25 protein-coding genes are annotated in these 26,327 nt (G+C 33.2%); 10 read left to right on the plus strand and 15 right to left on the minus strand.

Annotation, left to right across the window (positions count from 1 at the left end):
- The first annotated feature begins 89 nt into the window (after nt 1-89).
- On the plus strand, nt 90-3,902 hold the full coding sequence (locus ACQY1Q_RS12120; RefSeq protein ID WP_431005586.1) for a T9SS type B sorting domain-containing protein: 3,813 nt from the start codon (nt 90-92) through the stop codon (nt 3,900-3,902).
- A 75-nt stretch (nt 3,903-3,977) separates the two neighbouring features.
- Here ACQY1Q_RS12120 and ahcY read toward each other — a convergent pair whose 3' ends face one another.
- Nucleotides 3,978-5,294, minus strand: coding sequence for an adenosylhomocysteinase (gene ahcY, locus ACQY1Q_RS12125; protein WP_431005587.1), 1,317 nt, complete (start codon nt 5,292-5,294; stop codon nt 3,978-3,980).
- 63 nt (nt 5,295-5,357) lie between these two features.
- Between ahcY and ACQY1Q_RS12130 the strand changes: the two genes are divergently transcribed.
- The 6 genes from ACQY1Q_RS12130 to arfB all read left to right on the plus strand — a co-directional run bounded on the left by ACQY1Q_RS12130 (nt 5,358) and on the right by arfB (nt 9,171).
- The gene (locus ACQY1Q_RS12130) at nt 5,358-5,984 is read left to right on the plus strand and encodes a 4'-phosphopantetheinyl transferase family protein (protein ID WP_431005588.1); all 627 of its coding nucleotides are present in this window, start codon (nt 5,358-5,360) and stop codon (nt 5,982-5,984) included.
- 94 nt (nt 5,985-6,078) lie between these two features.
- Nucleotides 6,079-6,654, plus strand: a complete 576-nt coding sequence (locus ACQY1Q_RS12135) for a hypothetical protein (RefSeq protein ID WP_431005589.1) — start codon at nt 6,079-6,081, stop codon at nt 6,652-6,654.
- A gap of 37 nt (nt 6,655-6,691) precedes the next feature.
- Nucleotides 6,692-6,952, plus strand: coding sequence for a hypothetical protein (locus ACQY1Q_RS12140; RefSeq protein ID WP_431005590.1), 261 nt, complete (start codon nt 6,692-6,694; stop codon nt 6,950-6,952).
- Nucleotides 6,936-7,568: a nicotinamide riboside transporter PnuC gene (gene pnuC / locus ACQY1Q_RS12145; protein WP_431005591.1), complete on the plus strand. Its 633-nt coding sequence runs from the start codon at nt 6,936-6,938 to the stop codon at nt 7,566-7,568. Before ACQY1Q_RS12140 ends, pnuC begins: the two co-directional genes overlap by 17 nt.
- Nucleotides 7,529-8,182 carry an AAA family ATPase gene (locus ACQY1Q_RS12150; protein WP_431005592.1) on the plus strand — a complete coding sequence of 218 codons (654 nt, stop codon included), beginning with the start codon at nt 7,529-7,531 and terminating at the stop codon, nt 8,180-8,182. Before pnuC ends, ACQY1Q_RS12150 begins: the two co-directional genes overlap by 40 nt.
- Before the next feature lie 587 nt (nt 8,183-8,769).
- On the plus strand, nt 8,770-9,171 hold the full coding sequence (gene arfB / locus ACQY1Q_RS12155; RefSeq protein ID WP_431005593.1) for an alternative ribosome rescue aminoacyl-tRNA hydrolase ArfB: 402 nt from the start codon (nt 8,770-8,772) through the stop codon (nt 9,169-9,171).
- 27 nt (nt 9,172-9,198) lie between these two features.
- On the opposite strand, the gene ACQY1Q_RS12160 is transcribed toward arfB, so the two are convergent.
- The 6 genes from ACQY1Q_RS12160 to ACQY1Q_RS12185 all read right to left on the minus strand — a co-directional run bounded on the left by ACQY1Q_RS12160 (nt 9,199) and on the right by ACQY1Q_RS12185 (nt 12,866).
- On the minus strand, nt 9,199-9,486 hold the full coding sequence (locus tag ACQY1Q_RS12160) for a type II toxin-antitoxin system RelE/ParE family toxin (protein ID WP_431005594.1): 288 nt from the start codon (nt 9,484-9,486) through the stop codon (nt 9,199-9,201).
- Nucleotides 9,479-9,718: a ribbon-helix-helix domain-containing protein gene (locus tag ACQY1Q_RS12165; protein ID WP_431005595.1), complete on the minus strand. Its 240-nt coding sequence runs from the start codon at nt 9,716-9,718 to the stop codon at nt 9,479-9,481. The genes ACQY1Q_RS12160 and ACQY1Q_RS12165 overlap by 8 nt, the downstream gene beginning before the upstream one ends.
- 182 nt (nt 9,719-9,900) lie before the next feature.
- A complete protein-coding gene (locus ACQY1Q_RS12170; RefSeq protein ID WP_431005596.1) occupies nt 9,901-10,644 on the minus strand; it encodes a cyclodeaminase/cyclohydrolase family protein in 744 nt (247 codons plus the stop codon).
- A gap of 137 nt (nt 10,645-10,781) precedes the next feature.
- Nucleotides 10,782-11,603: a hypothetical protein gene (locus ACQY1Q_RS12175; RefSeq protein WP_408028424.1), complete on the minus strand. Its 822-nt coding sequence runs from the start codon at nt 11,601-11,603 to the stop codon at nt 10,782-10,784.
- 3 nt (nt 11,604-11,606) lie between these two features.
- Nucleotides 11,607-12,488 (minus strand): DUF488 family protein, encoded by an 882-nt coding sequence (locus ACQY1Q_RS12180; protein ID WP_431005597.1) that lies wholly within the window; start codon nt 12,486-12,488, stop codon nt 11,607-11,609.
- Nucleotides 12,489-12,626: 138 nt separating this feature from the next.
- On the minus strand, nt 12,627-12,866 hold the full coding sequence (locus tag ACQY1Q_RS12185) for a hypothetical protein (protein ID WP_431005598.1): 240 nt from the start codon (nt 12,864-12,866) through the stop codon (nt 12,627-12,629).
- Nucleotides 12,867-13,128: 262 nt separating this feature from the next.
- On the opposite strand from ACQY1Q_RS12185, the gene ACQY1Q_RS12190 reads away from it, so the two are divergent.
- Both ACQY1Q_RS12190 and ACQY1Q_RS12195 read left to right on the plus strand, forming a co-directional pair.
- On the plus strand, nt 13,129-14,337 hold the full coding sequence (locus tag ACQY1Q_RS12190; RefSeq protein ID WP_431005607.1) for an IS256 family transposase: 1,209 nt from the start codon (nt 13,129-13,131) through the stop codon (nt 14,335-14,337).
- 987 nt (nt 14,338-15,324) lie between these two features.
- Nucleotides 15,325-16,296 (plus strand): hypothetical protein, encoded by a 972-nt coding sequence (locus ACQY1Q_RS12195; RefSeq protein WP_431005599.1) that lies wholly within the window; start codon nt 15,325-15,327, stop codon nt 16,294-16,296.
- Between the two features lie 453 nt (nt 16,297-16,749).
- Here the strand turns inward: ACQY1Q_RS12195 and ACQY1Q_RS12200 are convergent, their stop codons facing one another.
- The 6 genes from ACQY1Q_RS12200 to ACQY1Q_RS12225 all read right to left on the minus strand — a co-directional run bounded on the left by ACQY1Q_RS12200 (nt 16,750) and on the right by ACQY1Q_RS12225 (nt 21,674).
- Complete coding sequence (locus ACQY1Q_RS12200; protein WP_330488557.1) at nt 16,750-16,938, minus strand: hypothetical protein; 189 nt, start codon at nt 16,936-16,938, stop codon at nt 16,750-16,752.
- A 22-nt stretch (nt 16,939-16,960) separates the two neighbouring features.
- Nucleotides 16,961-17,512: a DUF6934 family protein gene (locus ACQY1Q_RS12205; RefSeq protein ID WP_330488558.1), complete on the minus strand. Its 552-nt coding sequence runs from the start codon at nt 17,510-17,512 to the stop codon at nt 16,961-16,963.
- 14 nt (nt 17,513-17,526) lie between these two features.
- Nucleotides 17,527-19,068, minus strand: coding sequence for an acyl-CoA carboxylase subunit beta (locus tag ACQY1Q_RS12210; RefSeq protein WP_431005600.1), 1,542 nt, complete (start codon nt 19,066-19,068; stop codon nt 17,527-17,529).
- A 115-nt stretch (nt 19,069-19,183) separates the two neighbouring features.
- Nucleotides 19,184-19,675 carry a DUF7000 family protein gene (locus ACQY1Q_RS12215; protein ID WP_431005601.1) on the minus strand — a complete coding sequence of 164 codons (492 nt, stop codon included), beginning with the start codon at nt 19,673-19,675 and terminating at the stop codon, nt 19,184-19,186.
- Between the two features lie 75 nt (nt 19,676-19,750).
- Entirely contained in the window at nt 19,751-21,187 is a 1,437-nt protein-coding gene (gene accC, locus ACQY1Q_RS12220; protein ID WP_431005602.1) for an acetyl-CoA carboxylase biotin carboxylase subunit, read from the minus strand.
- Between the two features lies 1 nt (nt 21,188).
- Complete coding sequence (locus tag ACQY1Q_RS12225) at nt 21,189-21,674, minus strand: biotin/lipoyl-containing protein (RefSeq protein ID WP_431005603.1); 486 nt, start codon at nt 21,672-21,674, stop codon at nt 21,189-21,191.
- Between the two features lie 580 nt (nt 21,675-22,254).
- Between ACQY1Q_RS12225 and ACQY1Q_RS12230 the strand changes: the two genes are divergently transcribed.
- Nucleotides 22,255-24,621, plus strand: coding sequence for a TonB-dependent receptor (locus tag ACQY1Q_RS12230; RefSeq protein WP_431005604.1), 2,367 nt, complete (start codon nt 22,255-22,257; stop codon nt 24,619-24,621).
- A 51-nt stretch (nt 24,622-24,672) separates the two neighbouring features.
- Here ACQY1Q_RS12230 and ACQY1Q_RS12235 read toward each other — a convergent pair whose 3' ends face one another.
- Together ACQY1Q_RS12235 and ACQY1Q_RS12240 are read right to left on the minus strand one after the other, a co-directional pair.
- Nucleotides 24,673-25,098 (minus strand): hypothetical protein, encoded by a 426-nt coding sequence (locus ACQY1Q_RS12235; RefSeq protein WP_431005605.1) that lies wholly within the window; start codon nt 25,096-25,098, stop codon nt 24,673-24,675.
- Between the two features lie 78 nt (nt 25,099-25,176).
- The gene (locus ACQY1Q_RS12240; protein WP_431005606.1) at nt 25,177-26,148 is read right to left on the minus strand and encodes a M43 family zinc metalloprotease; all 972 of its coding nucleotides are present in this window, start codon (nt 26,146-26,148) and stop codon (nt 25,177-25,179) included.
- Nucleotides 26,149-26,327: the final 179 nt, after the last annotated feature.

The raw sequence follows: 26,327 nt of genomic DNA on the forward strand, positions 1-26,327 counted from the left end.
AAGTGTTTTTTTACTTTCTTTGTTATATATTTTAGAAATAAGTTAATTCTAAAAACTTAATAGAAAAATTTTATTTAATCTCGCCAACTATGAAAAAGAAGCTATACTACATTATCGTGTTTTTATTCAGTTTTCTTCTAAATGCACAAAACAACAATGATTGTTGGACACTAATTAACAATGGTATTGATATTTATAATGGTCAATATAACAACAATGAGTACCCTGGTTATCATGACCCCGAAACAACTAGTTTAGAAGAGATTAGTGGTGGTTTCTTAACAACAGGCCAATACAATAGGCAAACTTTTGACTCAAATGATAATAATGTTTACAACAATTTAAAAGATAAAGATGGAAGTTATTTAACAAAGCACGACTATAACGGAAATCTTAAATGGATTGTATACACTGAAAAAAACATTAATTCATATAGAGATGTAATGTTTGGATCTGTAGAAGACAAAGAAGGTAATATATATGTTATTGGAGATTCTAGAGGTGTGTTTTTTGATTCTAAAGGAACTAAAATAAATTTTGGCTCCAACTCTTCTTCAAACTTCATCGCTAAACTAGATAAAAATGGAGAATTTTTATGGTATATATTTATTGAAAATATATTTAGTAAAAGAATAAATATAGATAATGAGGGTAATATTTTATTAAGCGGAGATGCTAATATTTACGAAAACAACAAATTTAACTTCTATTTTAACGGAACTGTAACTGATAAATTACCAAATTTTGAGGCTATGGGAAATGATCGTAATTATGTTAATCGCTGTCTATTAAAATTAAACCCTGAAGGAAAATTATTATGGTATACTGGTATTAAAACTTCTGGACCAAATAGTGAATTTTTAATAGACCTAGGAAGTGATAAAAACAATAATATTTATGTAACTGGTTATTGTAGTTCCAATGCAGAAATATATTCAGCAGGAATGACTAACAACCCAAACATTATCACTTGGAGTAGTTACCCTACAAAAACATTCTTAATAAAGTTTGATAAAAATGGACAATTTTTATGGAAGGTAAAAAGTCTTTTAAATGATCCCGTGAGTAATGGTGTACGAGCTTGGTCTATGGCAGTAGATGACCAAGGTAACTCATACATATCTGGCTCTAACGATGCACATTATGATAATTCTCCTCATCAGGTTTTTGAAAACACTGATGGCTCAATAACTTCAGAAAAAGTAGGTACACTTTTTATTGCTAAAGTAAATACTAATGGAATTTGTGAATGGATTAAAGGCGCAACACATTCTTATTCTGGCACTGGATATAAAATTATAAAATCTAATAATGAAATTATCACGGTTGGTACAGTAAGAAATTTTGGCTCTATATCTACCGAAGTGGAATTTTTAAGTACTAATGGAAAAAACATTAAAGCTTCTTTTTATATTAACGACTATTTTTTAGCCATTTATGATCTTGAAGGAAACATAAAACGCCTTATTAGTAACGGAATTAATAATCAAAGTTTTTTTTATCAAGATAGGATAAGTGGTTTTTTTAAAGACACTAATGACAACTATTATATAAGCAGAAATATAGGCTTTTATATTAATGGTTCTGAAAATTATGAAAATTTTGGTCATATCATTAACAAAAAAAGCACAAATGGAATAGATGGTACAATTACAAAATTTAATGAAAGCTGTGGTATAATTATAGGTAATTCAATTAATCAAAACATACCTGATTTATCTTTTTGTGATAACACTTCTTTTGGGACAGATACCGACGGTATTATTAAACTTGATTTAACACAAAATCAAGATGAAATTTTAATTAATGGACCTTTATCAGATTATCAAATATCATATTATAAAGATGTAGACTTAACAAGCGAAATTTCTAACCCTAAAGAGTATAAAAATTCTGTTCGTAAAGAAACTATTTATGTAAAAGTAAAACACTTATCTGACCCATCAAAATCTGGAGAAACATCATTTATTATTGAAATAAATGAATTGCCAAACATAGAACCTTCTGTTTTATTAAAACAATGCGACAATATTGATTTAAATGGGTTTACTAATTTCAACTTAAACGAAGCTAAATCTAAAATAACTTTAAATCATGAAGATTATACAATCACTTTTTTTAAAGAAAAAACTTTAGCAGAAAACAATCTGACTCCTATATCTAATACTTCTGCATATACCAACCAAACTATTAGTAATGATAAAGTATGGGCAAGAGTTGAAAACAACTATGGTTGTTATAAATTAAGTGAAGTAAACTTAATAGTTTCAACAACCCAAATCCCTGCTACTTTTTCAAAAATATTTTATAAATGTGATGATGGAATAGACACTAAAGATGGAGTAGCAACTTTTGATTTTAGCTCAGTTTCTCAAGAAATAAAAGACTTATTCCCTTCTAGTCAACAACTAATTATTAAATATTATAAAAGTGAAACAGATGCCTCATCCGAATTCAATGAAATAACAGATATCACAAATTATCAAAATATTAATTCTCCAAATAAACAAGATATTTATGTCAGAGTTGATAGTGAATTGAATAATGATTGTTTAGGTCTTGGACATTATATAACACTAAATGTTGAGAAAATGCCTATTGCTAATGCAGTAACTATAAATCCGGAATGTGATAATGATAGTGATGGAATATTTGATTTTGACACCTCTTCAATTCAAAACACAATTATTGGTAATCAAACTGATGTAACTGTTAGTTATTTTGATGAAAATAATAATCCTTTACCTAGCCCGTTACCCAACCCTTTTTCAACAACCACACAAACAATTAAGGTAAGGGTAGTTAACACTCTTTCAAAAGACTTAAATGGACAATGCTATGATGAGACTACTATTGATTTTATTGTAAACTCAGTACCTGTTATAAACCCTATCACTATACAAGAACAATGTGATGACGATTTTGATGGAATAGCCTCTTTTGATACTTCTAGTATTGAAAATACAATTTTAGGAACTCAAACAGGAATGGTTGTAAAATACTTTGACAATAATAACACCCCTTTACCTAGTCCACTTCCAAATCCTTTTATAACAAACACACAAACTATAAAAGTAAAAATTGAAAACCCTCAATACACAGGTTGTTTTGATGAAGCAACTATTGATTTCATAGTAAGAGAAAAACCTAATTTTCATCTAGACAGTGAAGCTATTTTTTGTATAAATAGTGCGACTCCTTTAGAGATTAAGGTTAAAAACCCTAATGGTAATTACTCCTATGAATGGAAAGACGCTGAGGGAACATCAATTAGTAACTCTATTAATCTTAAAATTTCTAAAGGAGGCATATATTTTGTGAAAGCTACCACAGAATTTGGATGCGAATCTGAAGTAAAAAGTATTCAAATAAGAGAATCGAATATTGCTAATATTACTATTAATGATTTGGAGATTATAGACGATTCAGATAACAATAGTATTAGAATTAACATACAAAATATTGGATTAGGAAATTATGAATTTAGTTTATTAGATTCTGATTTAAACGTTATATACGATTATCAAGAAACTCCTTTTTTCGACAATTTAAAAGGAGGTCTATATACTATTTTAGTTAATGATATAAATGGTTGTGGGATTCAATCTTTTGAAACTTCTATTATCAGTTATCCTAAATTTTTCACCCCAAATAATGATGGAATTAACGACACTTGGCACATTTTAGGTATTGATAAAAGTTTTTACACTAATGGAGAAGTTCTAATTTTTAATAGATATGGAAAATTAATAAAAAAGCTATCTATAGATGAGGTAGGTTGGGATGGTTTATATCAAGGTACTCAATCACCTTCTAATGATTATTGGTTTAAAGCAAAGCTTATTGACCCAAAAGGTAATATTATACAAAAAAAGGGTAACTTTAGCCTATTAAGAAAATAACAATACTTCAAATCAAAAAAATCCCGCAGTAAAACTGCGGGATTTTTTTATATCTTGATTCTAAAAATCTAAATTCTAGTATCTATAGTGTTCCGGCTTATATGGACCTTCCACCGTTACTCCGATATACTCAGCTTGATCTTCACGTAACTCAGTTAACTCAACACCAATCTTAGCTAAGTGTAATTTTGCTACTTTTTCATCTAAGTGTTTTGGTAACATATACACTTCATTGTTGTAGGCTCCGGCGTTGTTCCACAATTCAATTTGTGCCAACGTTTGGTTGGTAAATGAGTTAGACATTACAAAGCTTGGATGACCGGTAGCACATCCTAAGTTTACTAAACGTCCTTCTGCTAAAATGATAATATCATTTCCTTTTACATTGTATTTATCAACCTGAGGTTTAATTTCAACTTTGGTATTTCCGTAAGTTTTGTTTAACCAAGCCATATCAATCTCATTATCAAAGTGACCAATATTACATACGATAGTTTTATCTTTCATCGCTTCAAAATGCTCAGCACGAACAATATCTTTATTCCCGGTAGTCGTAATTACAATATCAGCATTCCCTACTACGGTTTCTAATTTCTTTACTTCAAAACCGTCCATAGCAGCTTGTAAGGCACAAATAGGATCAATCTCGGTAACGGTAACGATAGAACCTGCTCCACGGAAAGAAGCCGCTGTACCTTTACCTACATCACCATAACCACAAACTACTACTCTTTTACCAGCTAACATAACATCCGTAGCACGACGAATTGCATCTACTGCAGATTCTTTACATCCGTATTTGTTGTCAAACTTCGATTTAGTAACCGAGTCATTTACGTTAATGGCAGGCATAGGTAACGTTCCATTTTTCATACGCTCGTATAAACGGTGAACTCCGGTAGTTGTTTCTTCAGACAATCCTTTAATTCCGTCTACTAAATGCGGATATTTATCAAATACCATATTAGTTAAATCTCCACCATCATCTAAAATCATGTTTAATGGCTTACGATCTTCACCAAAAAACAAGGTTTGTTCAATACACCAATCAAACTCTTCCTCGTTCATTCCTTTCCAAGCATATACAGAAGTTCCGGCAGCAGCAATAGCAGCAGCAGCCTGATCTTGAGTTGAAAAAATATTACATGAACTCCAAGTTACCTCAGCCCCTAACGCTTGTAAAGTTTCAATTAAAACTGCCGTTTGTATGGTCATGTGTAAACAACCTGCAATTCTTGCTCCTTTTAATGGCTGCTCTTCTTTATACTCTTCACGTAAGCTCATTAATCCGGGCATTTCTGCTTCTGCCAATTCAATCTCTTTTCTTCCCCATTCAGCTAAAGAAATATCCTTAACTTTGTGTGGAGTGTATGTAGCTGTTTTTGTGCTCATATTTTTTGTATATTTATTATCAAACTTTTCGAACCGCAAAGGTACGGAATAACTTTTTAACTTATGCCTCTTTACAAAACGGTAATCGTTAACAATAACACTAAAGTCCTGATTTGGAAGATTGATGAATCTTATGAAGACTTATGCTCCGGAATTATCTTAACCGATAATAGCCAATCTCGTGTTGATGGTATGAAGTCTGATTTGCATCAAAGAGGTTTTTTAAGCATTCGTCATTTGCTAAAAGAAGTTGGCTATTCAGACGATGATTTAGTGTATGATGCCTTTGGTAAACCTCATTTGCAAGACGGAAAACATATTTCTATTACGCACTCCTTTACCTTTACCGCTATTATTATTTCTGAAGAAGCTCCTGTAGGAATTGACATTGAAAAACGCCGAGATAAAATTGTAAAAATAGCGCACAAGTTTACCCCTATAGAAGAATATAAATCTATTGCCAATCACGATGCTTTAGTAAGTAAATTAACCATTGTTTGGGGAGCTAAAGAAAGTTTATACAAAATATACGGAAAGAAAAAATTACTGTTCTTGGAAAATATTTATATTGAAGATTTTTCTTTTGAAACCAATGAAACTACTGGTAAAATTTTATACGAAGGTGAAACTTCTGACTATGATATCCATTTCTTAGAAATGGAAGGATTTACTTGTGTGTATGCTTTTTAAATAGAAAAAGGAAAAGAGACAGAAGAAAAAAGAAAGAGCTAAGACCTGAAAATTTTGGTATAAGTTTAGATTAAAAAACATCAAAACAATTACTATGAAAAGATTCTGCCTATTATTTTTAGCCATTATAATTTCAAGTTGTTCAAGACCTTTGTACATAAAAGACAAGTACTTTAATTCTTCTGAAATAGAATTTATAATTGACTCTGACTTAAAAGAATTAGTGTATTTATCTTTAAAACGAGCTGCAGTTATACAGAAAGATATTCCTGATTATCGATTACTATGGAAAAAACATCGGATTTATCTATCTAGTGAATATCATACAGAAGAAAAACATTACCCAACAACATCAGATTGGGAAAAAAATGCTAAAATGCTCCAAGAAAATGAAGTTCCAAATAAAATTGAAAATGTCAGCTTCTGTTTAAAATCAAAAGAAGAATTGCAAAATATAGCTAATAAAACTTGGGAAGATTTTTTACACCTTTCTTTTGAATTTATTAAAATTGAAAAAGACATAGCTACTGTTAAAATTAACAATACTTGGATTGTGAGTAACAAACATCCAAAAACTGTTTATTTAAGTGGAGGTGGTTATATTTTAGTATTTAAAAAAGAAAAAGAAAAGTGGATATTTGATAAGATTCAAAGCAGTTGGATTTCTTAATCTTCGTAACTTTGTTTCTTTTCAATAAAAAAGAACAATGAAAATCTCCGTAGAACTTACCTTAAGTCCGCTTCAAAACGAATTTGAAGCACCTATTATCAATTTTATTAAAAAACTACGTGCTTCCGGATTAACCGTATTAGAAAATCCGCTAAGCACTCAGGTGTATGGCGATTACGATACCGTTATGAATTTGGTGACTACTGAATTAAAAAACACCTTTGAATTGATAGATAACGGGTTGTTATTTATGAAGATTATAAAAACGGACCGTAGCGACTATGAGCCAAACTTTTGATTTTCTTTTCGGTCAGTATGCCGACTATAATCCCATAGATGTTTGGTTAGAGATTATTGCCGTTATTTTTGGGTTTTTATCCGTTTGGTATTCTAAACAGAATAAAATTTGGGTGTTCCCTACCGGAATGATTAGTACCGCTATTTTTGTGTACCTTTTGTTAAAGTGGGAATTGTTGGGCGACATGATGATTAACGGTTACTATTTTATCATGAGTGTGTACGGTTGGTATATTTGGACACGTAAGGTAGATGCCACGCATGTAACGCCTATTTCCAGAACCACGCCTAAAGAGAAAAAATTAAGCGCCCTTATTTTTATAGCTACGTTGTTTTTTGTGTATGCCGTGTACACTGGTTTCGACAAATGGACAAGCTGGACAGCTTATGTAGATACCGTTACCACCGCCGTATTTTTTGTAGGGATGTGGCTCATGGCAAAACGAAAGATAGAAAACTGGGTCTATTGGATTATCGGCGATATTATTTCTGTTCCCCTATACTTTTATAAAGGATTTACCTTTACCAGTTTTCAATATTTAATATTTACCTTTATAGCCATTGCAGGATATTTAGCATGGAAAAAACACTTACACAACGACCTATCAACCTCGTAAAGGTGGTTTTATTCGGACCGGAAAGCACGGGAAAAACAACGCTTTCAAGACAACTGGCACGGTATTACAATACGGTTTGGACACCGGAATATGCTCGTGAATATTTACAGGATAAATGGAACAATGAGCGTAAAACCTGTGAGTCTGAAGATTTGATTCCGATTGCAGAGGGACAAATACGCTTGGAAAATGAGTTGGCTAAAAAAGCCGATAAACTCCTGATTTGCGATACCGATTTATTAGAAACCAAAGTGTATTCTGAAGAGTATTACGGTGGTTTTGTGGATGCGAAGTTAGATGAGGCTGCCATTGCAAACAACTACGACATGTATTTTTTAACCTATATAGACACGCCTTGGGAAGAAGACGATTTACGTGACAGACCCGAACAGCGTTTAGAAATGTTCCAAGCGTTTGAAAAGGCGCTAAAAAAATACAACCGTCCGTATGTGTTGTTAAAAGGAGACAAAGAAACCCGCTTAAAAAAAGCAGTAGCTGTAATTGACGAATTGTTAGCTAAAAAAGAAAACCTATATTCTTTTTCTGACACCCTTACCGATATTGACATGCATTTTATGCATCAATCACCAGACGCTCCTAACTACGATTTGTAAGAATAACTAAACGTCATTCCGAACAAAGTGAGGAATCTCATTAAAAGGAGTAACTACCATTATTAAGATTTAGCTCCGTTAAACCTTGAGATTTCTCACTTACATTTCACTACAGTTCGAAATGATAAGTTACGTCATTGCGATCCCGATATGTCGGGAGAAGCAATCTGTTTATCGAGCAAAAGATAACCACGTCGTTTATTTCGACTCCGCTCAATAACCACGTCGTTATGACGAACCTAAAAACATACCGTCACTACAACTATAGTTAACGTCATTGCGAGTGAAACGAAGCAATCTTCAAATTATGAGTTCTCAACTAAAAGATTTCTCAGTCGTAACCTCCTTCGAAATGACAGTTATTAATTATTATAATAAAACAAAACAAACGTCATTTCGACCGGAGGGAGAAATCTCATCAAGGGAGGCTTGATACTATTTTTTAGAGTATCCAACACCTAACTCTGAGATTTAGCTCCGCTGAACCTTGCGGTTTCTCAGTCGTAACCTCCTTCGTAATGACGGTTATTAAGCCCCCTTTACAAACAGTAATAGATTCCCTATATTTGAGACATTCATTCAAAGTCATGAACAAAGAACAACTATTAAAAGAACTCAACTTTAAAGCCGTACGAAGCTCGGGTGCGGGCGGACAGCATGTAAACAAGGTTTCTTCTAAAGTAGAATTGACCTTTGCCATTGAAAACTCTGAAGGACTCACGGATGAGGAAAAACAATTGTTACTTAAAAGCCTTAACTCCCGACTTTCTAAAGACAATTTATTAACCCTAAGCTCTCAAGAAAGTCGCTCTCAACACCGCAATAAAGAACTGGTTATTGAACGCTTTTTTAACCTTTTGGAAGAAGCCTTGGTAGTTCCTAAAGTACGCAAAGCTACCAAACCTAAAAAAGCAGCCGTTGCCAAACGGTTGGACACCAAAAAACAACAGGCCGAAAAAAAAGAAAACCGAAAAAAGTTTCGGTTTTAGGATAGCTCTTAATTTTGCAAGATGTTACTACAGTTTTTCATTCACATCTTGCTTTCCTACAATTGCCATAATCTCAACAATGTGTCCATTCATTTTATAGTAAATACTGTCAACTCCGCAAACGCAACGCCTGTAGCCTTTTTTTATATAGTCAACCGACTCGAAAGAAAAGGGTTGTTTGGCAATAACATCAAAATAGTTAAAAAACGAATTGAAATAAGTATCTGCTTGGGCTACCCCAAATTTTTTGACTCCGTAATGGTGAATTCTAATTAGGTCGTTTTTAGCCTCATTACTTAATCGGTAATTAGCCATGTAACAAAGACTTCGATTGTGCTAAAATGGTTGCTTTACTGTCGCTGGTAAACCCGCTATTTTCGGCTTTTTCAAGTTTAGCGCGAATCCAGTCTATTTCGATTTGTTGCTTTCGAGCTTGTCGGATCAAATCATTTACCAATTCACTTTTACTTGCGTACTCTTTGGTATCTACTTGGGCTTTTAGCCATTCGTCATTCGGTTCCGTTAAGGAAATACTTTGCCTTGCCATAATTTTTATTTTGATGTAAATATACACCAAAAACGAATCACTTCAAAATTATTCGAAAGCAGCGGTTGCCAAACGATTGGATGCCAAAAAACAACAGGCCGAAAAAAGAAAACCGAAAAAAGTTTCGGTTTTAGGATATATCTCTGTTTTTACACTTAAGAAGTAGTAAGCCAAACACATATTTAATCTGTGTTTTCTTTAGTTCTGTTTTCGTTTTTTAATTCTAATTGTATTGAGGCTAAAGACTCTTGACTTAATGAACTTACACACGAGAAAGCTCTAGTTTGTAACTCTTCAAGTTTTTTTTGTAATTCCTGAACTCTTTTTAAATTTTCTCTTGCATACTTACGCCTCTTAAGTGTTTTCAAATTCAAATTAATAATAAAAATTGAAGACATTACTGCTGACATAGCAGCACTAATAGCGACGCCTGAATCACCTCTTATAGCGTGCCAGCCATTATTAAAAATTCCAATTCCGTATTCCATTAAAGTCAATGCAGAATTAGCAACTTCAAATGTATAATCTGTCGCAGTTTGTAAAAGATCTAACGATTTTCTGGAGTAATTTGATTTCTCTTTTTTATCACTTGCATTGTCTCTTGAAACTCTTAACCTTACTACTTGTTCAAAATCTCTGGCATCCTTTTCAAAAAGCTCTTTTAATTTTGGAACTATATTTTCTTCAACTTGTTTGCAGATAAATTTAAATTGCACATGATGCACAGAACATTCTTGCTTAGTTAAACTTATAGAACAAACCGTATATATCATTTTAGAAGATAGTAATGCAAGTAAAGCTGCAGCACTTCCAGAACCAGGAGAAGCTTTCCCAGCTCCAAAATCATTTAATAATTGATTAGCGGGTCTTGCTAAAAGTTTTTCTTCTTCATCATTAAACAGCTCTTTTTTTGTTTGTGATTTCATATTAAATTCTACTATTCTCTTTTAATAAGCAACATTTTTGTGTAAGATTTTAGTTGCAGGGTTTAAGAAACTAATTTTTTACTAATTATGTATATAGCAACAATGAATAACACATATTGTCTACATCTAATTTTTAATCAGAATAATTTTGTTTGATGCTCAATTTTAGGATGAAAAGTTCCAATAATCATAAATGGATTATGAGATACATAGTGATGTACCTGTGAAGTTCCCAAAAATAAATACAAGTCTTTTGTCATAGCTAAATCATCAAAGTACTTTTTTCTTACATCGTCAACTGCTTTCAATTCATTCCCTTCATACTTTGCTAATTGCCGCCAATACAAAGCTCCAATTTCCCAATCTTCAATCATCATTCGACTTTCTTTACCTTCATCATCTTCTATAACATACGTAAACTTATATGGCAACTTATTTACTACTTCAAATGGATCTTCAGGATGCTCAAATAAGTTCCCTTGTTCTCTTTGAGCTTTCAATTTTTCGATTTTCTTTTTATCCCAATTTCTATCAACTTCTTTAGCTATAAAATCTTTAATTTTTGTAGGTTTAAAAACAGCCAATGAAGTGCAAATTTTTTTATTTTTTGCTTCGGCAATTAATTCAGTAAGGTTTCTATATACTTTATTAAGAACAGCTTTTTTTCGCAAATACCAATTTCCAGTAGTATCTATATATTCAATAATTTTTATTTCACTATCCATTGAATATGGTCTATAGCTTTCTGGTCTAAAATCACTTGTATTTTTGACCAAATCTATTTCAATCCACTCATATTTTCGGTATTGTTGTGAATAGTCTTTTTTTCGAAATGGAACTGGATAAATACGAATCCATTTACCATCTTCTGTAAATCCTGCTGTACAAACTAACTCATCATATTTTCCTGAAATTGCTGGATACGTTTTAACTGTTATAAGAACCTTTGTTTTTGCCATAAATTATATATGTTCAACAACTAAATCAGGCTCTATTGATTTTAATGATTCTGCTAATGGCAACCTATGGCATTGACAAATATTTGATTCAAAGCAAGTAAGTGCTATTCTATTATATTCATTTAATAGACTTATGATTTCTTGTTGTTGGGTTGATGTCTCTTTTAACGTTGTATTTTTATAACTCTCAAAAAGGATATCATAATCTTCTTGCTTTTCAAGAGCTTGTCTTTGATTTGAATTTATTCCAACTTCTGGAATGTGTATATATTTAATACCTAAACTCTCACAAAATCTTTTTAAGAGAGTTTTACTAAATCCATATTTCATACTCAATGGATTTTTTCTAACATCAACCAAAAGTTTGATATTATTTTTCAATAGTTTATTAAAATATTTTTCTAAACTTATTCCTTCATAACCAATTGTAAAAACTGATTTTTTATTCTCATTTGGAATACTATTTAAAACTCTATTATAATATTCATCATTCAAAATTCTTTCAGCTATTGTACTATTAATTGCATAATATGGAAAATTAATGTAGGTGTGCCTTACTAAATTTTCATTTTCCATATTACCATATCTTTCAATAGTTTCAGTTAATAGTACTCTATCTTTAGACTTGAGCATTGATAAATAATCTTTTAAGTCAACTTTTGTGTAACCCTTTTCTGATTCAGACAAGTATTCCTTTTTTATCATAGTTACTAAATCAGCACCAGCTGAAAAAGAGTAACATCCATATTTATATGGAACAAATTCGTACTCAGGTTTTTGTTTCCTTTGACTATATAAAAAGAGTAACTTTTGTAATTTAGTTTTTTCAATACTTCCGTTACAAAGCTGTAGTAATGATAATATTATTTTTCTTCTATAAAACATTCTGCAAAGTTACTATTTAAAAAATGTCTATTGAATTAATCTAGTTTTTTATATCACTACCAACTCGTTAAATCTTAATAAATTTTCATTTTACCTAATTATCTGAATAATAAAAGTCTTGTTATTTTAAAATTTCTTTTAATAGTTTGAATATAAATGACTGACACAAGTCCCACAAACTTTTCTACCTTTTTTTGCACTTTTAATTCTAGCTTCAACTTCATCATTACAGGTAAAAATGTTTCCTTGGCTTTGAGTTTTTTGCATTTTTCCACAAATAGAAGTGCTATTCGAGGTACAACCTTCAGAGGTCATTATTCCTTTGAAGATATGTAATTCCTTAGTGTTTTTTTTCTCCTTTAAAGTATATGCATCCATATTTATTTAATTTAGTTAGAACCTTCATCTCCAAACTACCATCAATTCTATCTAGTTATTTTATACTAAAAGTTCAATCATTTTCTATAATCCCCGTAAACCTAAAAAAACAATCTCATATATTCTTACGGAATCCCGTAACCTCCTCTATTTTAACCACAAAAGTTAATTTATCAATCATTAATGATTTCTTATATCACAAATATGGAGACTATTCAATGAAGTGTGTCATAAATCCTAAAAAAATAATAGATTTATGGATATGCAAGACAAAAGATTTGATTACGAGAGTTTTAAAGCAAGAGCTATAGCAGACTTACAATCTGGTAAAGAGTTAAGTGGATTAGATGGTGTTTTACAGCCTCTCCTAAAGGATTTTTTAGAGAGCGCTTTAGAAGGAGAACTTACTTCTCACTTATCAAAAAACACTTCAAAAAATCGCCGCAATGGTAAGGGGAAGAAACGGGTGAAGACCTCCTATGGTGCTGTGGAGATTATTACTCCAAGAGATAGAGATGGTAGTTTTACACCAAAGCTAATAGGAAAAAGGGAAACTGTTCTAGGAGAAGCATTAGAGAATAAAATCTTGTCTTTATATGCTAAAGGCTCTAGTTATAGTCAAATTCAAGAACATTTGTTAGAACTCTATGGTTTGGATATTTCAGTAGGAAAACTAACGGCTATAACTGATACTATTATCCCTAAATTAAAACAATGGGAGAGCAAACGTTTACATACTTTTTATCCCATAGTTTGGTTGGATGCTATTCATTTTAAGGTAAGAGAGGATCATCGAGTAAGCAGTAAAGCTGTTTATGTAGTTTTAGCTTTAAATACTCAAGGAGTAAAAGAACTTTTAGGTTTATATATTTCAGACCAGGAAGGGGCTGGTTTTTGGTTAGAAGTTCTCTCAGATATACAAAGCAGAGGAGTTGAAGATATTTTAATTACCTGTACTGATAACCTTAAAGGCTTTTCAGAGGCTATTGAAACAGTATTTCCCAAGACAAACATTCAGAAGTGTATTATTCATCAAATACGTAATTCTAAGCGCTTTTTAGCCCGAAAAGATAGAACAAAATTTAATGAGGATTTAAAAGCTATCTATAAAGCTGTAAATCTTACAGAAGCTCAGGTAGCTTTAGATGATTTTGATAAAAAATGGAATAAAAAATATCCGTTAGCTGTAAAATCATGGAGAAAAAATTGGAGTGAACTAACCCATTTCTTTGAATATTCTAAATACATAAGAAAGTTAATGTATACTACTAATATTGTAGAAGGGTTTAATAGACAAATTAGAAAAACAACTAAAACTAAAGGTGTTTTTACCAATCAAATGGCTTTGATGAAATTGGTGTATCTAACTCAAAATGATATTACTAAAAAATGGGTAAATCCAACCAACTATTGGAATAGAATAAAACAAGAATTAATTATTAAATTTGGAGATAGGTTTATCGAAGAATAAAAAAAAATTGACACACTTTATTGAATACTCCCCAAATATGGGTCGCTAATAGTACGGCACAGGACTTTGATATCACGGCACGCTCCCTTAACACCACGGCACGGGACTTTGATACCTCGGCATGCTCCTTTAACATCACGGCGAAGGACTTTGATACCACGGCACGCTCCCTTAACACCACGGCACGGGACTTTGATACCACGGCACGCTCCGTTAACATCACGGCGCAGGACTTTGAGACCACGGCATGCTCCGTTAACATCACGGCACAGGACTTTGATACCACGGCAGTGCGTATGCTAACAAAATTCTAATCGTTACTAGCTATGGTTATTGGGGTATTCTTAACTCAGGGTAAATGCTATACACTACTCTTGTTACCTATATTAGCGGTACAACTCTTGGCAGCAACTATATAATATTTTCCAAGCCATTTTTCTTTTTCCTTTGATGAAAAAGAAACAAAAAATCTAGTCTTAACCAACCTGCGCTCAAAAATAATCATCCTCGAACCTAAATTAAAATAACTCGCTACCGCTCAAACAGATTTTAATTTTAACGGTTCTTGCGGTGTTATTTTTGGCTTGTATGCTTATGACAGGATGCTTTTTAGAGTCTCGTCAATCAAAATAATTTGTCTTTTCATAACTCTATTGTTCACATCACATTTACTTATCTTTTTTTTGTCTATTGTCTTGAACTAAAAACACAAGAAAAAAACATTCTCCTGAGAGTCTGCTTGTTAAAAAAAAGCAAAAATTAACCATCGTATTTGTTTTTTAACTTCTAATAGCATAGTTTAGAACCTGTTAAGAAAAAGAAAACAACAAAATGCTATGGTTGTATTGCTAAATTCATCTCAATTTTTATAAGCTTATTTGGTACAGAAATTATCTTGCTACCATACACTTATTGTTTCTGATTCTTAGCTAAGGAGTGGTTTTTATGCCCCCTTAAAACAATATGTATAACTAAAATAAAATGAACATGGAAACAGTAAGAAAATTCAAAGGATCTGATGCTTTTTTAGCGGAAAGTGCACGAACAATTTACCAGTTATTTTTGCAAGATTTGCCTCAATTTACTGCATTTAATGCGCGGTTTACACCGGAGTATGCGGCTACGTTTTTAAGTCAGATTGATGCGGCAGATACCGTAGTAACCGATGTAAGCACTTTGGCTAAACAGGGAGTGGAAACGCAAAAAGTGTTGATAGGCATGCAAGAAGCAAGTCGTGTATATAACCGTATTAAAAGCCATGCCGCGTGGGCTTTTCCTAATAACCCGGCGGTGTTAAAGGAGTTTACTACAGGGTATAGAGGTGCGAGTAAGAATCAGCCTAAAATGTTGGTGTTTTTAGAAACCTTAGAAAAGGTAGTTACTAATTATTTGGATGATTTAACCGACGTAACCAAAGGTGGTATGCCTGCGGCTATTGCTGCAGAACTGGCAACAATAAAGGAAACGTTAAAAGGTGCCAATACACAACAGGAAGTGTACAAAAAACAGCGTTTGGTAATTACTCAAGATCGTATCAACGCTTTAAATGATTGTTATGCAACGCTTGTGCAAATTTGTAATATAGCGCAGTTGGTTTTTGCCAACGAGCCTGCAAAAAGAGCACAGTATACCTATCGTCCTACCACAAGCAGTACTACGGTTACCGATTTTGTAGGGCAAGTAGCGCCTAATGAAACCAAGGTGATTACCTCTATCTCCTACAACAAAGATCATTTTATCGGTTTTGAAAACAGAGGGGAAACAATTTTACAGTTTGATATTAGTACCGACGAGGTTACACTGGAAGGAAATATGGTGGAACTGGAAAGTGGTGCTATTAACAATCAGCCTATGGAATGGTTACTAGCGGATGTTACCAACGGTACCAAAGTGAATATTTTGGTGTACAATCCGTCGACCACCTCAACAGGAAGTTATTGGGTAAGTACGGATGTGTAAGAATGATTTTCTATAAAAAGAAACGAACGTCATTACAAAGAAGGCACGACTGGAGTAATCTGTTTATTTTGAACTATAAACGTAAAGATTACTTCATTTCATTCGTAATGACGTTTTTTTGTGTGATTATGTACATTCATTTTAGTTTACGCACTTTATGTATTTTTAATAGGAGTTCATGAACCTTCGATTTCTTTGGACAAGCAAAGAAATCGAACCAAAATAAAGGCCACTTTTTCAACTTCTTAGCACAAGTTTTGTTAATATCGAAAGCACGTATAGTTACCAAACCTAAAAAAGCAACACTTCGAAAAAAGTTTCGATTGTATCGAGTCATTTTATTGCTTTTACTAAAAACACTAGTTAATATTTTTAGTAACATCAAACAATAAAAAAACCCACTTAAAAAAGTAGGCTTTACTTATATTTATTAATACATTTTTTGTTTTGTTCTTATTCTTTTGCTAATTTAAAAGCAATAGTAAGTTCTTTTCTAAATACTTTTGCATCCCTTTCACTACGAATAGCTTTAGATAAATTATCATTAACCATTCTAGAAGAGCTTTTAGCAATAGAATTAGAAGTACTACCTTTAGCTAAAGCTTTAAGGTTAGTAATCTTATTTTGAACTGTTTGTCTCATATCACAAAGATAATAATATATTTTAATTATTTAAAGAAAACATGTAATACCTATATAAATCTTTTGGGCTTCTATTTAAATCAAAAGGTTCAGGTCTTGGTTTAAATAAGGGTATTCCGTCACTATCCCTTTCAATATCTGTGCCATTTCTTAAAAGTTTAACATACCAATCAACTCCTACAGTAACAATCGTATCAGAAAGACTATTATAATTATACCTAAACATTCTATGATATAAGTTCGCTCTAATTTCATTAGAACCATCTATTCCTATAAAATAATTTTCATCCCTATTATTTTCTAAAAATGTAATTGCAAATAAAAGCACTGTTGAAAATACTTTATTAACATTTCGATGAGATAAAATAATTTCATCATCAATTTCATTATCATCTCCTAAAGGCCCAAACGCTAGATTATATACATCTGGTAATAATGGATCAGGATGTTTACTAATTAAAACGTGTAGTTCCACTATGGCTTCATTTTTCAACTCAGAATTAAATGTAAACCTACTTAAATCTTCACTAGCTGAATTAGCATCAAATGTATCGTCTAAATCAATTTTAATCATAGATTTATTTTAATTTATAGAGGAATATTCCCATGTTTTCTATTAGGTCGTTCTACCTTTTTTCCTTCTAACATCGCAAAGGCTTTGATGAGTTTTCTACGGGTTTCTTCTGGTAAAATTACCTCATCTATAAAGCCACGTGCTGCAGCTCGGTACGGATTTGCAAACTTATCAGCATACTCGGCTTCTTTTTCGGCTAGTTTTGCTTCATGATCGTCTGCTTCCGCAATTTCCTTTTTAAAGATAATCTCACTCGCTCCTTTCGCTCCCATTACCGCAATTTCTGCACTAGGCCATGCAAAGTTCATATCGGCGCCAATATGTTTTGAGTTCATTACGTCATAGGCACCACCATAGGCTTTACGGGTAATTACACTGACTCTTGGCACGGTAGCTTCACTTAACGCATATAATAATTTTGCTCCGTTGGTAATAATGGCGTTCCATTCTTGGTCAGTTCCCGGTAAAAAGCCCGGTACATCTACCAATACCAATAACGGAATATTAAAGCAATCGCAAAAACGCGTAAATCGTGCTGCTTTTTTAGAACTGTTTACATCCAAACATCCAGCTAAACTCATGGGTTGGTTGGCAACAATTCCAACACTTCTTCCTCCTAAACGTGCAAATCCAACCACCATATTATCGGCATACTCTTTATGGATTTCAAAAAACGAATCTGCATCGGCAATACCATCAATCACCGCTCGCATATCGTAGGGCTTGTTAGCATTATCAGGAACAATATTCGCTAACTCTTCACGGAATTCATCCCCTAATTCAAACGGTAATTTTGCTGTAGTTTCTTGATTGTTCTGTGGCATGTAACTCAACAAGGTTTTGATATCTTCCAAACATTGTACATCGTTTGCCGCCGTTAAATGCGTTACTCCCGATTTGGTTGCATGGGTACTTGCACCTCCTAACTCTTCAGAGGTAACCTCTTCATTGGTTACTGTTTTTACCACGTTAGGTCCCGTAACAAACATATAACTCGAATTCTCTACCATGATGGTAAAATCGGTCATGGCTGGTGAATATACCGCACCTCCCGCACAAGGTCCCATAATCGCAGAAATTTGTGGAATCACACCCGATGCTTGTACATTACGATAAAAAATATCGGCATAGCCTCCTAAGGAACGTACGCCTTCCTGAATACGCGCTCCACCAGAATCATTCAACCCGATTAAAGGCGCGCCTACCTTTACCGCTAAATCCATAATCTTACAGATTTTTTCGGCATGGGTTTCCGATAACGAACCTCCAAACACAGTAAAATCTTGTGCAAATACGTACACTAAGCGTCCGTTTACCGTTCCGTATCCGGTAACCACTCCGTCTCCGTAAAATTTCTGATTCTCCATGCCAAAATCGGTCGTTCTATGCGTTACCAGAATCCCAACTTCTTCAAAAGACCCTTCATCTAAGAAATAATCAATACGTTCACGGGCGGTTAATTTTCCCTTTTGATGGTGTTTATCAATACGTTTTTGTCCGCCTCCTAGTTTGGCTTCTGCTATTTTATCTTGTAATGTTGCTATTTTAGCTTTCATTTTTATTCTTTTTGGGCGTTCCCCTTCGGGTCGGGCTTTACGCTATATCTTTTATTGGTTCTCGATACTTGCTCCGCAAACTCGAACTGACAACAAAAGGATGCCGCTTCAATCCCTAACGCAAATTGTTTTTTAAATATGTTACTATTTCATCAGAAACCTGAATCATTTCTGTTTCTATTTGTTCTGTTAATATATTCAGATTGTTAAAATCAGGATTGGCAACTAAAACCGCCTCTATAATAGAATATTTAGGCATTTCCTTTCTGTCTTTATTCCATTTGGCAGACCTTAACAATTCCCAATACTCCTTTTGAATAGGAAGGGTATTTCCTAAAAGCCACACTTCAAACCTCATTTCTACGTGGTTTAATACCAGTCCAAATTTTAGCTTTTTGCTTTTTAAAAAATCGTTGGAATAATAAAAGTAGGTATAGTCCATATATCCATGAAGAATTCCGGTAAAAGAGTATTGATCAGAAAGACTCTTCATAAAGTCTGTTCTTAATTTCATAACAAATTTCACCAATTCATTATAGGCAATTAATATATCTCCTTTATGAAGTTGCTCTTTATACACTGCAACATACTCATTTAAACTCTTCATATTTAACTATCTAACACAGATTATACATTTTTAAATTACGAATTATCAATTTTCAAAAACCTATAATACGACCACTTAACAGGTTTTTAATATACGTTGCTCTTTTAAATACTGCTGTAAGGCAACTTGTGCAGCAATCTTTGCTTCCTTTTCATATCCTGCTTCTAACAACTCAGGGGTATAGTATTTTTTTACAAAATGGGTATCAAAATTTCCTGAGGTAAAGGCTTCATGTTCGCAAACAAACTTTCCAAACGGCAACGTAGTTTCTATTCCTTTTACTTTATAGCCACTAATGGCTTGTTTCATCACTTCAATGGCTTCTTCACGTGTATTTCCATAGGTAATGAGTTTCGCTATCATCGGATCGTAATAAATAGGAATTTCCATGCCTTCTTCAAAACCATCATCTACACGAATATTTGCTCCTTGTGGATGTTGATACACTTCCAACACGCCAATACTGGGTGCAAAATTGTCTAACGGATCTTCGGCATATACCCGTAATTCTAGCGCATGTCCGTTAATTTGTAAATCCTCTTGAGTAAACGACAACTCCTCTCCTCTGGCTATTTTTATCTGCTGCTCTACCAAATCTATTCCTGTAATGAGTTCGGTAACTGGGTGCTCTACTTGCAAGCGTGTATTCATTTCTAAAAAGTAGAAGTTCTTGTTTTCATCCAGTAAAAACTCCACCGTTCCTGCCCCTAAATAATCACAAGCTTTCGCTACTCTTACCGCTGCGGCTCCCATCGCTTTTCTAATTTCAGGAGTCAATACACTCGACGGCGCTTCTTCTACTACTTTTTGATGGCGACGTTGTACCGAACATTCACGTTCGAATAAGTGTACTACATTCCCATGAGCATCTGCCAATACCTGAATTTCAATATGGCGTGGTGAGCCTACATATTTTTCTATAAATACAGAACCATCTCCAAAAGCAGATTCCGCCTCTGAAATGGCACGCTGCATTTGTTCTTTAATATCGGCTTCTTTTTCCACCACACGCATTCCTTTTCCACCACCACCTGCTGAGGCTTTGATTAAAATCGGATACCCTATCTCCTTCGCTACTTTCGAGGCATATTCTACATCGGTTACCGCTTCATCAATTCCAGGAACCATGGGAATATCATAGGCTTTCACGGCCTCTTTAGCGGCCAATTTGCTTCCCATTACTTCAATCGCATGGGTTTTTGGTCCTATAAACACAATTCCAGCTTTCGCTACGGCTTCTCCAAAGGCTGCATTTTCACTTAAAAATCCGTATCCCGGGTGAATTCCGTCTACTCCTAACTCCTTCGCTACTTCAATAATTTTATCTCCTAATAAATAGGATTGGTTAGATGGTGCTGGACCAATACACACGGCTTCATCAGCAAAAGTTACGTGTGGTGAGTTTCTATCGGCTTCAGAAAATACCGCTACGGTTTTAATTCCCATTTTTTTGGCGGTACGCATTACACGCAACGCAATTTCTCCTCTGTTTGCTACTAATATCTTCTGCATCTTATTCCATTTCTATTAATACGGTGTTCTTTTCTACTTTATCTCCTGATTGCACGGCTACCGATTTTACTACTCCGTCTCTTGGCGCTTGTAAAGTGTTTTCCATTTTCATGGCTTCTAGCACTAATATTCCGTCGCCTTCCCTTACTTCCTGTCCTACCTCAACATTTACAGAAACAATCAATCCGGGCATCGGTGCCTTAATATCGTTCTCTTTTTTTACAGCAGCTACTTCTAAACCTAACGCATTAATAAGCATATCCAATGCATCAGCAATAGCAACTTCATACGAGTTTCCATTTACCTGAACGGTATATTTCTTTTGATTAAAATCAGACTTTAAAATGGTGGCTTTATAAGATTGATTGTTTTCTAGTACATGATATTGTTGTAACGTTTTAGGAACAATATCTAATTTTTGAATTTCTTCAACGCCAAAGTCAAATTGATAAGTTTCATTTACCTTGGTCTTAAATGTTTTACTCATAAACAACTGGTATTATACAATTATGGATTTTCAATTACGAATTTTAAATGTTTAAACACCTTAATCTTAATTACCTAAAATCGTTTCGTAAGAAATGATGATACATAAGCTATATTATCTCCACTAAAATATTAAAATTACAGTAAATCTAACGAAGAAAAAACATAGAATTAGTTTGTTTGATTGCCAAAAAGACAAAAACACTTTTGTTTTTCAACTTTTTAAAGTAAAATTCGCATTAAAACAGCATATAACATTGTCAATTTAAAAATCTATTCTAATTTTGCCCCGTTCTCATAAAGGGGTGCCTTTTTTGAATTACGAATTATGGAATTACGAATTTGAATTATTAAAATAATTTGTAATTAATCATTTATGATTAAAAGTAGGCTGAGATCATACCCATTGAACCTGGAACAGGTAATGCTGTTTAGGGAAGCGAGCGTATATAAAAGGTCTGATAGACCTTTTTAGCGAGTGCAAAAAGTAAAGCTATGCTTTACGCTAATAATTATTCAATGTTTAATTAAAGAATAATTACCTCTTTTTATTCGATTTTGTTTTTTATAAAATGAGACCGATGTCTTTCAAACAACACTTACAATTTACACAAGTAAAAACTATATTTTTTTTACTCGTTTTATTCGCAACCTTAACTGCAAATGCTCAAACATTTACGCTATCGGGTAAGGTAATTGACAGCAACCAAAAACCTTTAATGGGAGCTACTGTAACTGTTACTAAAAACCAAGGGACTGCCACCAATGCTAATGGTGAATTTCAATTACAACTTACTAAAGACACCTATGTTATTGAAGTTTCACATGTTGGTTTTAAAACTACTTCACAAGAAGTAAACCTTACAAGCAACCAACAAGTTAACATTCAATTAATTTCTGATGAAACCGTGTTAGACGAAGTGTTAGTATCTGCTGTTCGTGTAAAAGCTGATGCTCCTGTAACACACTCAAATCTTACCAAAAAGGAAATTGAAAAACGTAATTTAGGACAGGATATTCCTATCTTGATGAACTACCTTCCTTCTGTCGTTACTACTTCCGATGCTGGTGCAGGCATAGGGTATACAGGGATTCGTGTACGTGGTTCGGATGCTACTCGCGTAAATGTTACCATCAACGGTATTCCATATAACGATAGTGAAAGTCAAGGAACTTTTTGGGTAAATATGCCCGATTTTTCTTCTTCTACACAAAGTATTCAATTACAACGTGGTGTAGGTACTTCTACTAATGGTGCTGGTGCTTTTGGTGCTAGTTTAAATGTATTGACAGATGTAGATTCTGAAAAAGCTTTTGGAGAAATTGCTACTTCTTATGGTTCTTTTAATACACAAAAATATACCGCAAAAGCAGGTACTGGTTTACTAAACAAGCATGTTAAATTTACTGGTCGTTTATCAAAAATTACTTCTGATGGATATTTAGACAGAGCTTCCTCAAACTTACAATCTTATTTTTTACAGGGAAGTTATGTAGATGATAACACTTTAATTAAAGCCTTAGTTTTTGGTGGGCATGAAATTACTTATCAATCTTGGAATGGTTCTACTCAATCTGAAATTGACACTTATGGAAGAAGATTCAATTCGGCTGGAGCATTGTACGATACTAACTGGAATGTTATTGGATATTATAATAACGAAGTAGATAATTACAAGCAAGATCATGCTCAATTACACTGGAATCAAAAATATAATGACAATCTATCGTCAAACATAGCATTACATTATACCTATGGAAGAGGTTTTTATGAGCAATACAAACAAGATGCAGATTTTGCTGATTATAACTTAACTCCAATTACTGTAGGTGGCACTACGATTAATACTACTGATTTGGTAAGAAGAAAATGGCTAGATAATGATTTTTATGGAGTGACCTATAACTTAAATTATAAGAATGATACTTGGGATATTCTTTTTGGGGGTGCTTGGAATCAATACAAAGGAGATCATTTTGGAGAAATTATTTGGGCTCGCTATGCTTCCAACAGCGAATTAGGAAGCAAATACTACAATAACTATGGAAATAAGGAAGATTTTAATTTATTTATAAAAGCCACTTTTAAAGTTAACGATCAACTATCGTTGTTTGCTGACTTACAAAACCGTAATGTTTCTTATGAAGCTAATGGGGTTCAAGCTAATTTGGTAGATGATACTTTTAACTTTTTTAATCCTAAAGCTGGTTTGACTTATCAATTTAATGATACCAATAGCATGTATTTTTCATACGCTCGTGCACAAAGAGAACCAAATAGAACCGATTATGAAAACGGAAACCCAAAACCAGAAAAGCTAAACGATTTTGAATTAGGTTGGCGTTTGAATACTAAAAAAATGAAAATCAACACAAATGCTTACTATATGAGGTATCAAGATCAATTAGCATTAACTGGTGAGGTTGATAATGTAGGTTCTCCTATAAGAGCTAACATTGGTGAAAGTTATCGTTTAGGCTTGGAAATAGATGCCACTATTAAGATTACTGATTACTTAAGTGTAACACCAAACTTTACTATTAGTCAAAACAAAAATGTTGACTTTAAGGAGACAAAAGGAAACACTGTTACCAAATTAGGAGATACGAACATCTCTTACTCTCCAAGCTTTATAGCTGGTAATGCTGTTAATATTCAACCTATTAAAAACTTAAACATTGCTTTGCTTTCTAAATATGTTGGATCTCAGTTTATGAGCAATAACGAATTATCGGCTTCTAAACTTGACAGTTACTTTGTAAATGATTTCAATGTAAACTATACCATTGAAACAAAATCTGTATTTAAGAGTATTGTTTTATCCGGTTTAGTAAATAATATTTTTGATAAAGAATATAGCTCCAACGGATATATGTGGGGAACCACACCTTATTTATACCGACAAGCTGGAACTAATTTCCTTTTAGGGGCAATCATAAAATTTTAAGAGGGAAAATTACTAAAAAAGAAAAACCGAGTTCTCACTCGGTTTTTTTTATTATTCTGGTTTTCCTACACCTAATACGGTTTTTATAATTTCTTTTAATTCTTTTGGAGGATTATCAGCATCAAATGTTACTGATGTATATGATTTATCTCCAATTTTAATTGTTACATTAGCATGCATTGATCTGTCAGAAGCTCTTTTTTCTGTTGGAGTATCTAAATTTTTAATACTCTCTAAATCAATTTTACCTAGTAATTTTGATAATTCATCTCTCTTTACTTTTGATACTTCTACAGATTTTTCTGAATTCTTACCTTTAAATGATGCTTTATTTTTGGTTACTGTAATAATAGAAAAGCTTCCTCTGGTAAATTCGTTATATACAATTTCATCAAAATCTTTTGCTCCTTCTTGTGCATAACCACAACTCACAATCATTAAAAATAGGATTGATGTTAATTTGAATATTTGTTTCATATAAATCGATTTGGGTCTAAATATAAAAAAAAGGCACCTAAAAAGGCACCTTTTTATAAAATAAATACATTCTCTATATTAGTCAGCCATGGTAGCTCTAAATCCACCCGGAGCAAAAACAGCATCCATTCTTGCTTTTTGTCCTTGAGTAAACATGTACATACAACTGTCATCAGAATAGTCCATGAAGTTCATCGTCATGTTAGCGCTTCCACACTCAACAGTTGGGTACGAAGGACAACCTCTACTTGGTCCGTCAGCATCTGGAGTATCAGCAACAAAATCAGAAGCACCACAACCTCCGTCACCCCAAATGTGACGTAAGTTCATCCAGTGTCCAACTTCATGAGAAGCTGTTCTTTGAGTTCTTCCTACAAATCTGTAAGCTAAAACAACTCCATCTGTAGACCAGTCTCCTCCAGGGAATTGAGCATATCCTAAAATTTGTCCCGTTTGATATGGCATATAGTTTACAATCCAGATATTTAAAAATTCTTGTGGATTTACTACATCACTTCCTCCTTTAGAAGTAAATTTCATAGAATCATCCGGACTCCAACGTCTTTTTTTCTTATTTTGAACTCTAATTACATCTTCAATAGCAAAATCAATATTAACATTAGCTTCTACACCCGCAAATTCTGCCGGCATAGCACCTCTATTTGGATTTTGCATATTAAAATCTTCGTTTAATGCTGCAATTTGATCTTGTAAAACTGATAACGGCACGTTTTCACTAGCTTGTCTATAAATTACGTGGAATACTACCGGTATTTGAATTTTTCCGTTTACCAATCTTCCAGCTATCTCTCCGCTTTTTACTTTAGATAAATAGTCATTAGTAAAATTCTCAACAGCTTCCATGTTTCCTTTTAAGCTAGGATTTTTACTAAGTTTTTCTTCTAATACTTCTACTGTAAAACACTGTTTTTCGGCTTTTTGTGCAGATGTGTTTTCAGTAACTTCATTTTCATTAGGGTTTTGCTCATTGGTTTGACAACCAATTAAAACACTAGCTACAAAGGCTAATGATAAAATGACTTTTTTCATTTGTTAAGGTTTAGATTTAATGTTTGGGTTTGAAATTAATTTTTTAAATAACCTTAATGAAAGCTATTCGCTTTAACATTGTAAGAAGGGTTTTTAAAAGTTTTGAGTCGTCCTAAAATAGGTTGACAGATTTAAAAAATATTATTTAAACCAGAGAGGCTAGCTTCTCTGGTTTTTTG

The sequence above is a fragment of the Tenacibaculum sp. TC6 genome (genome assembly GCF_050606265.1).
Classification (GTDB): Bacteria; Bacteroidota; Bacteroidia; order Flavobacteriales; family Flavobacteriaceae; genus Polaribacter.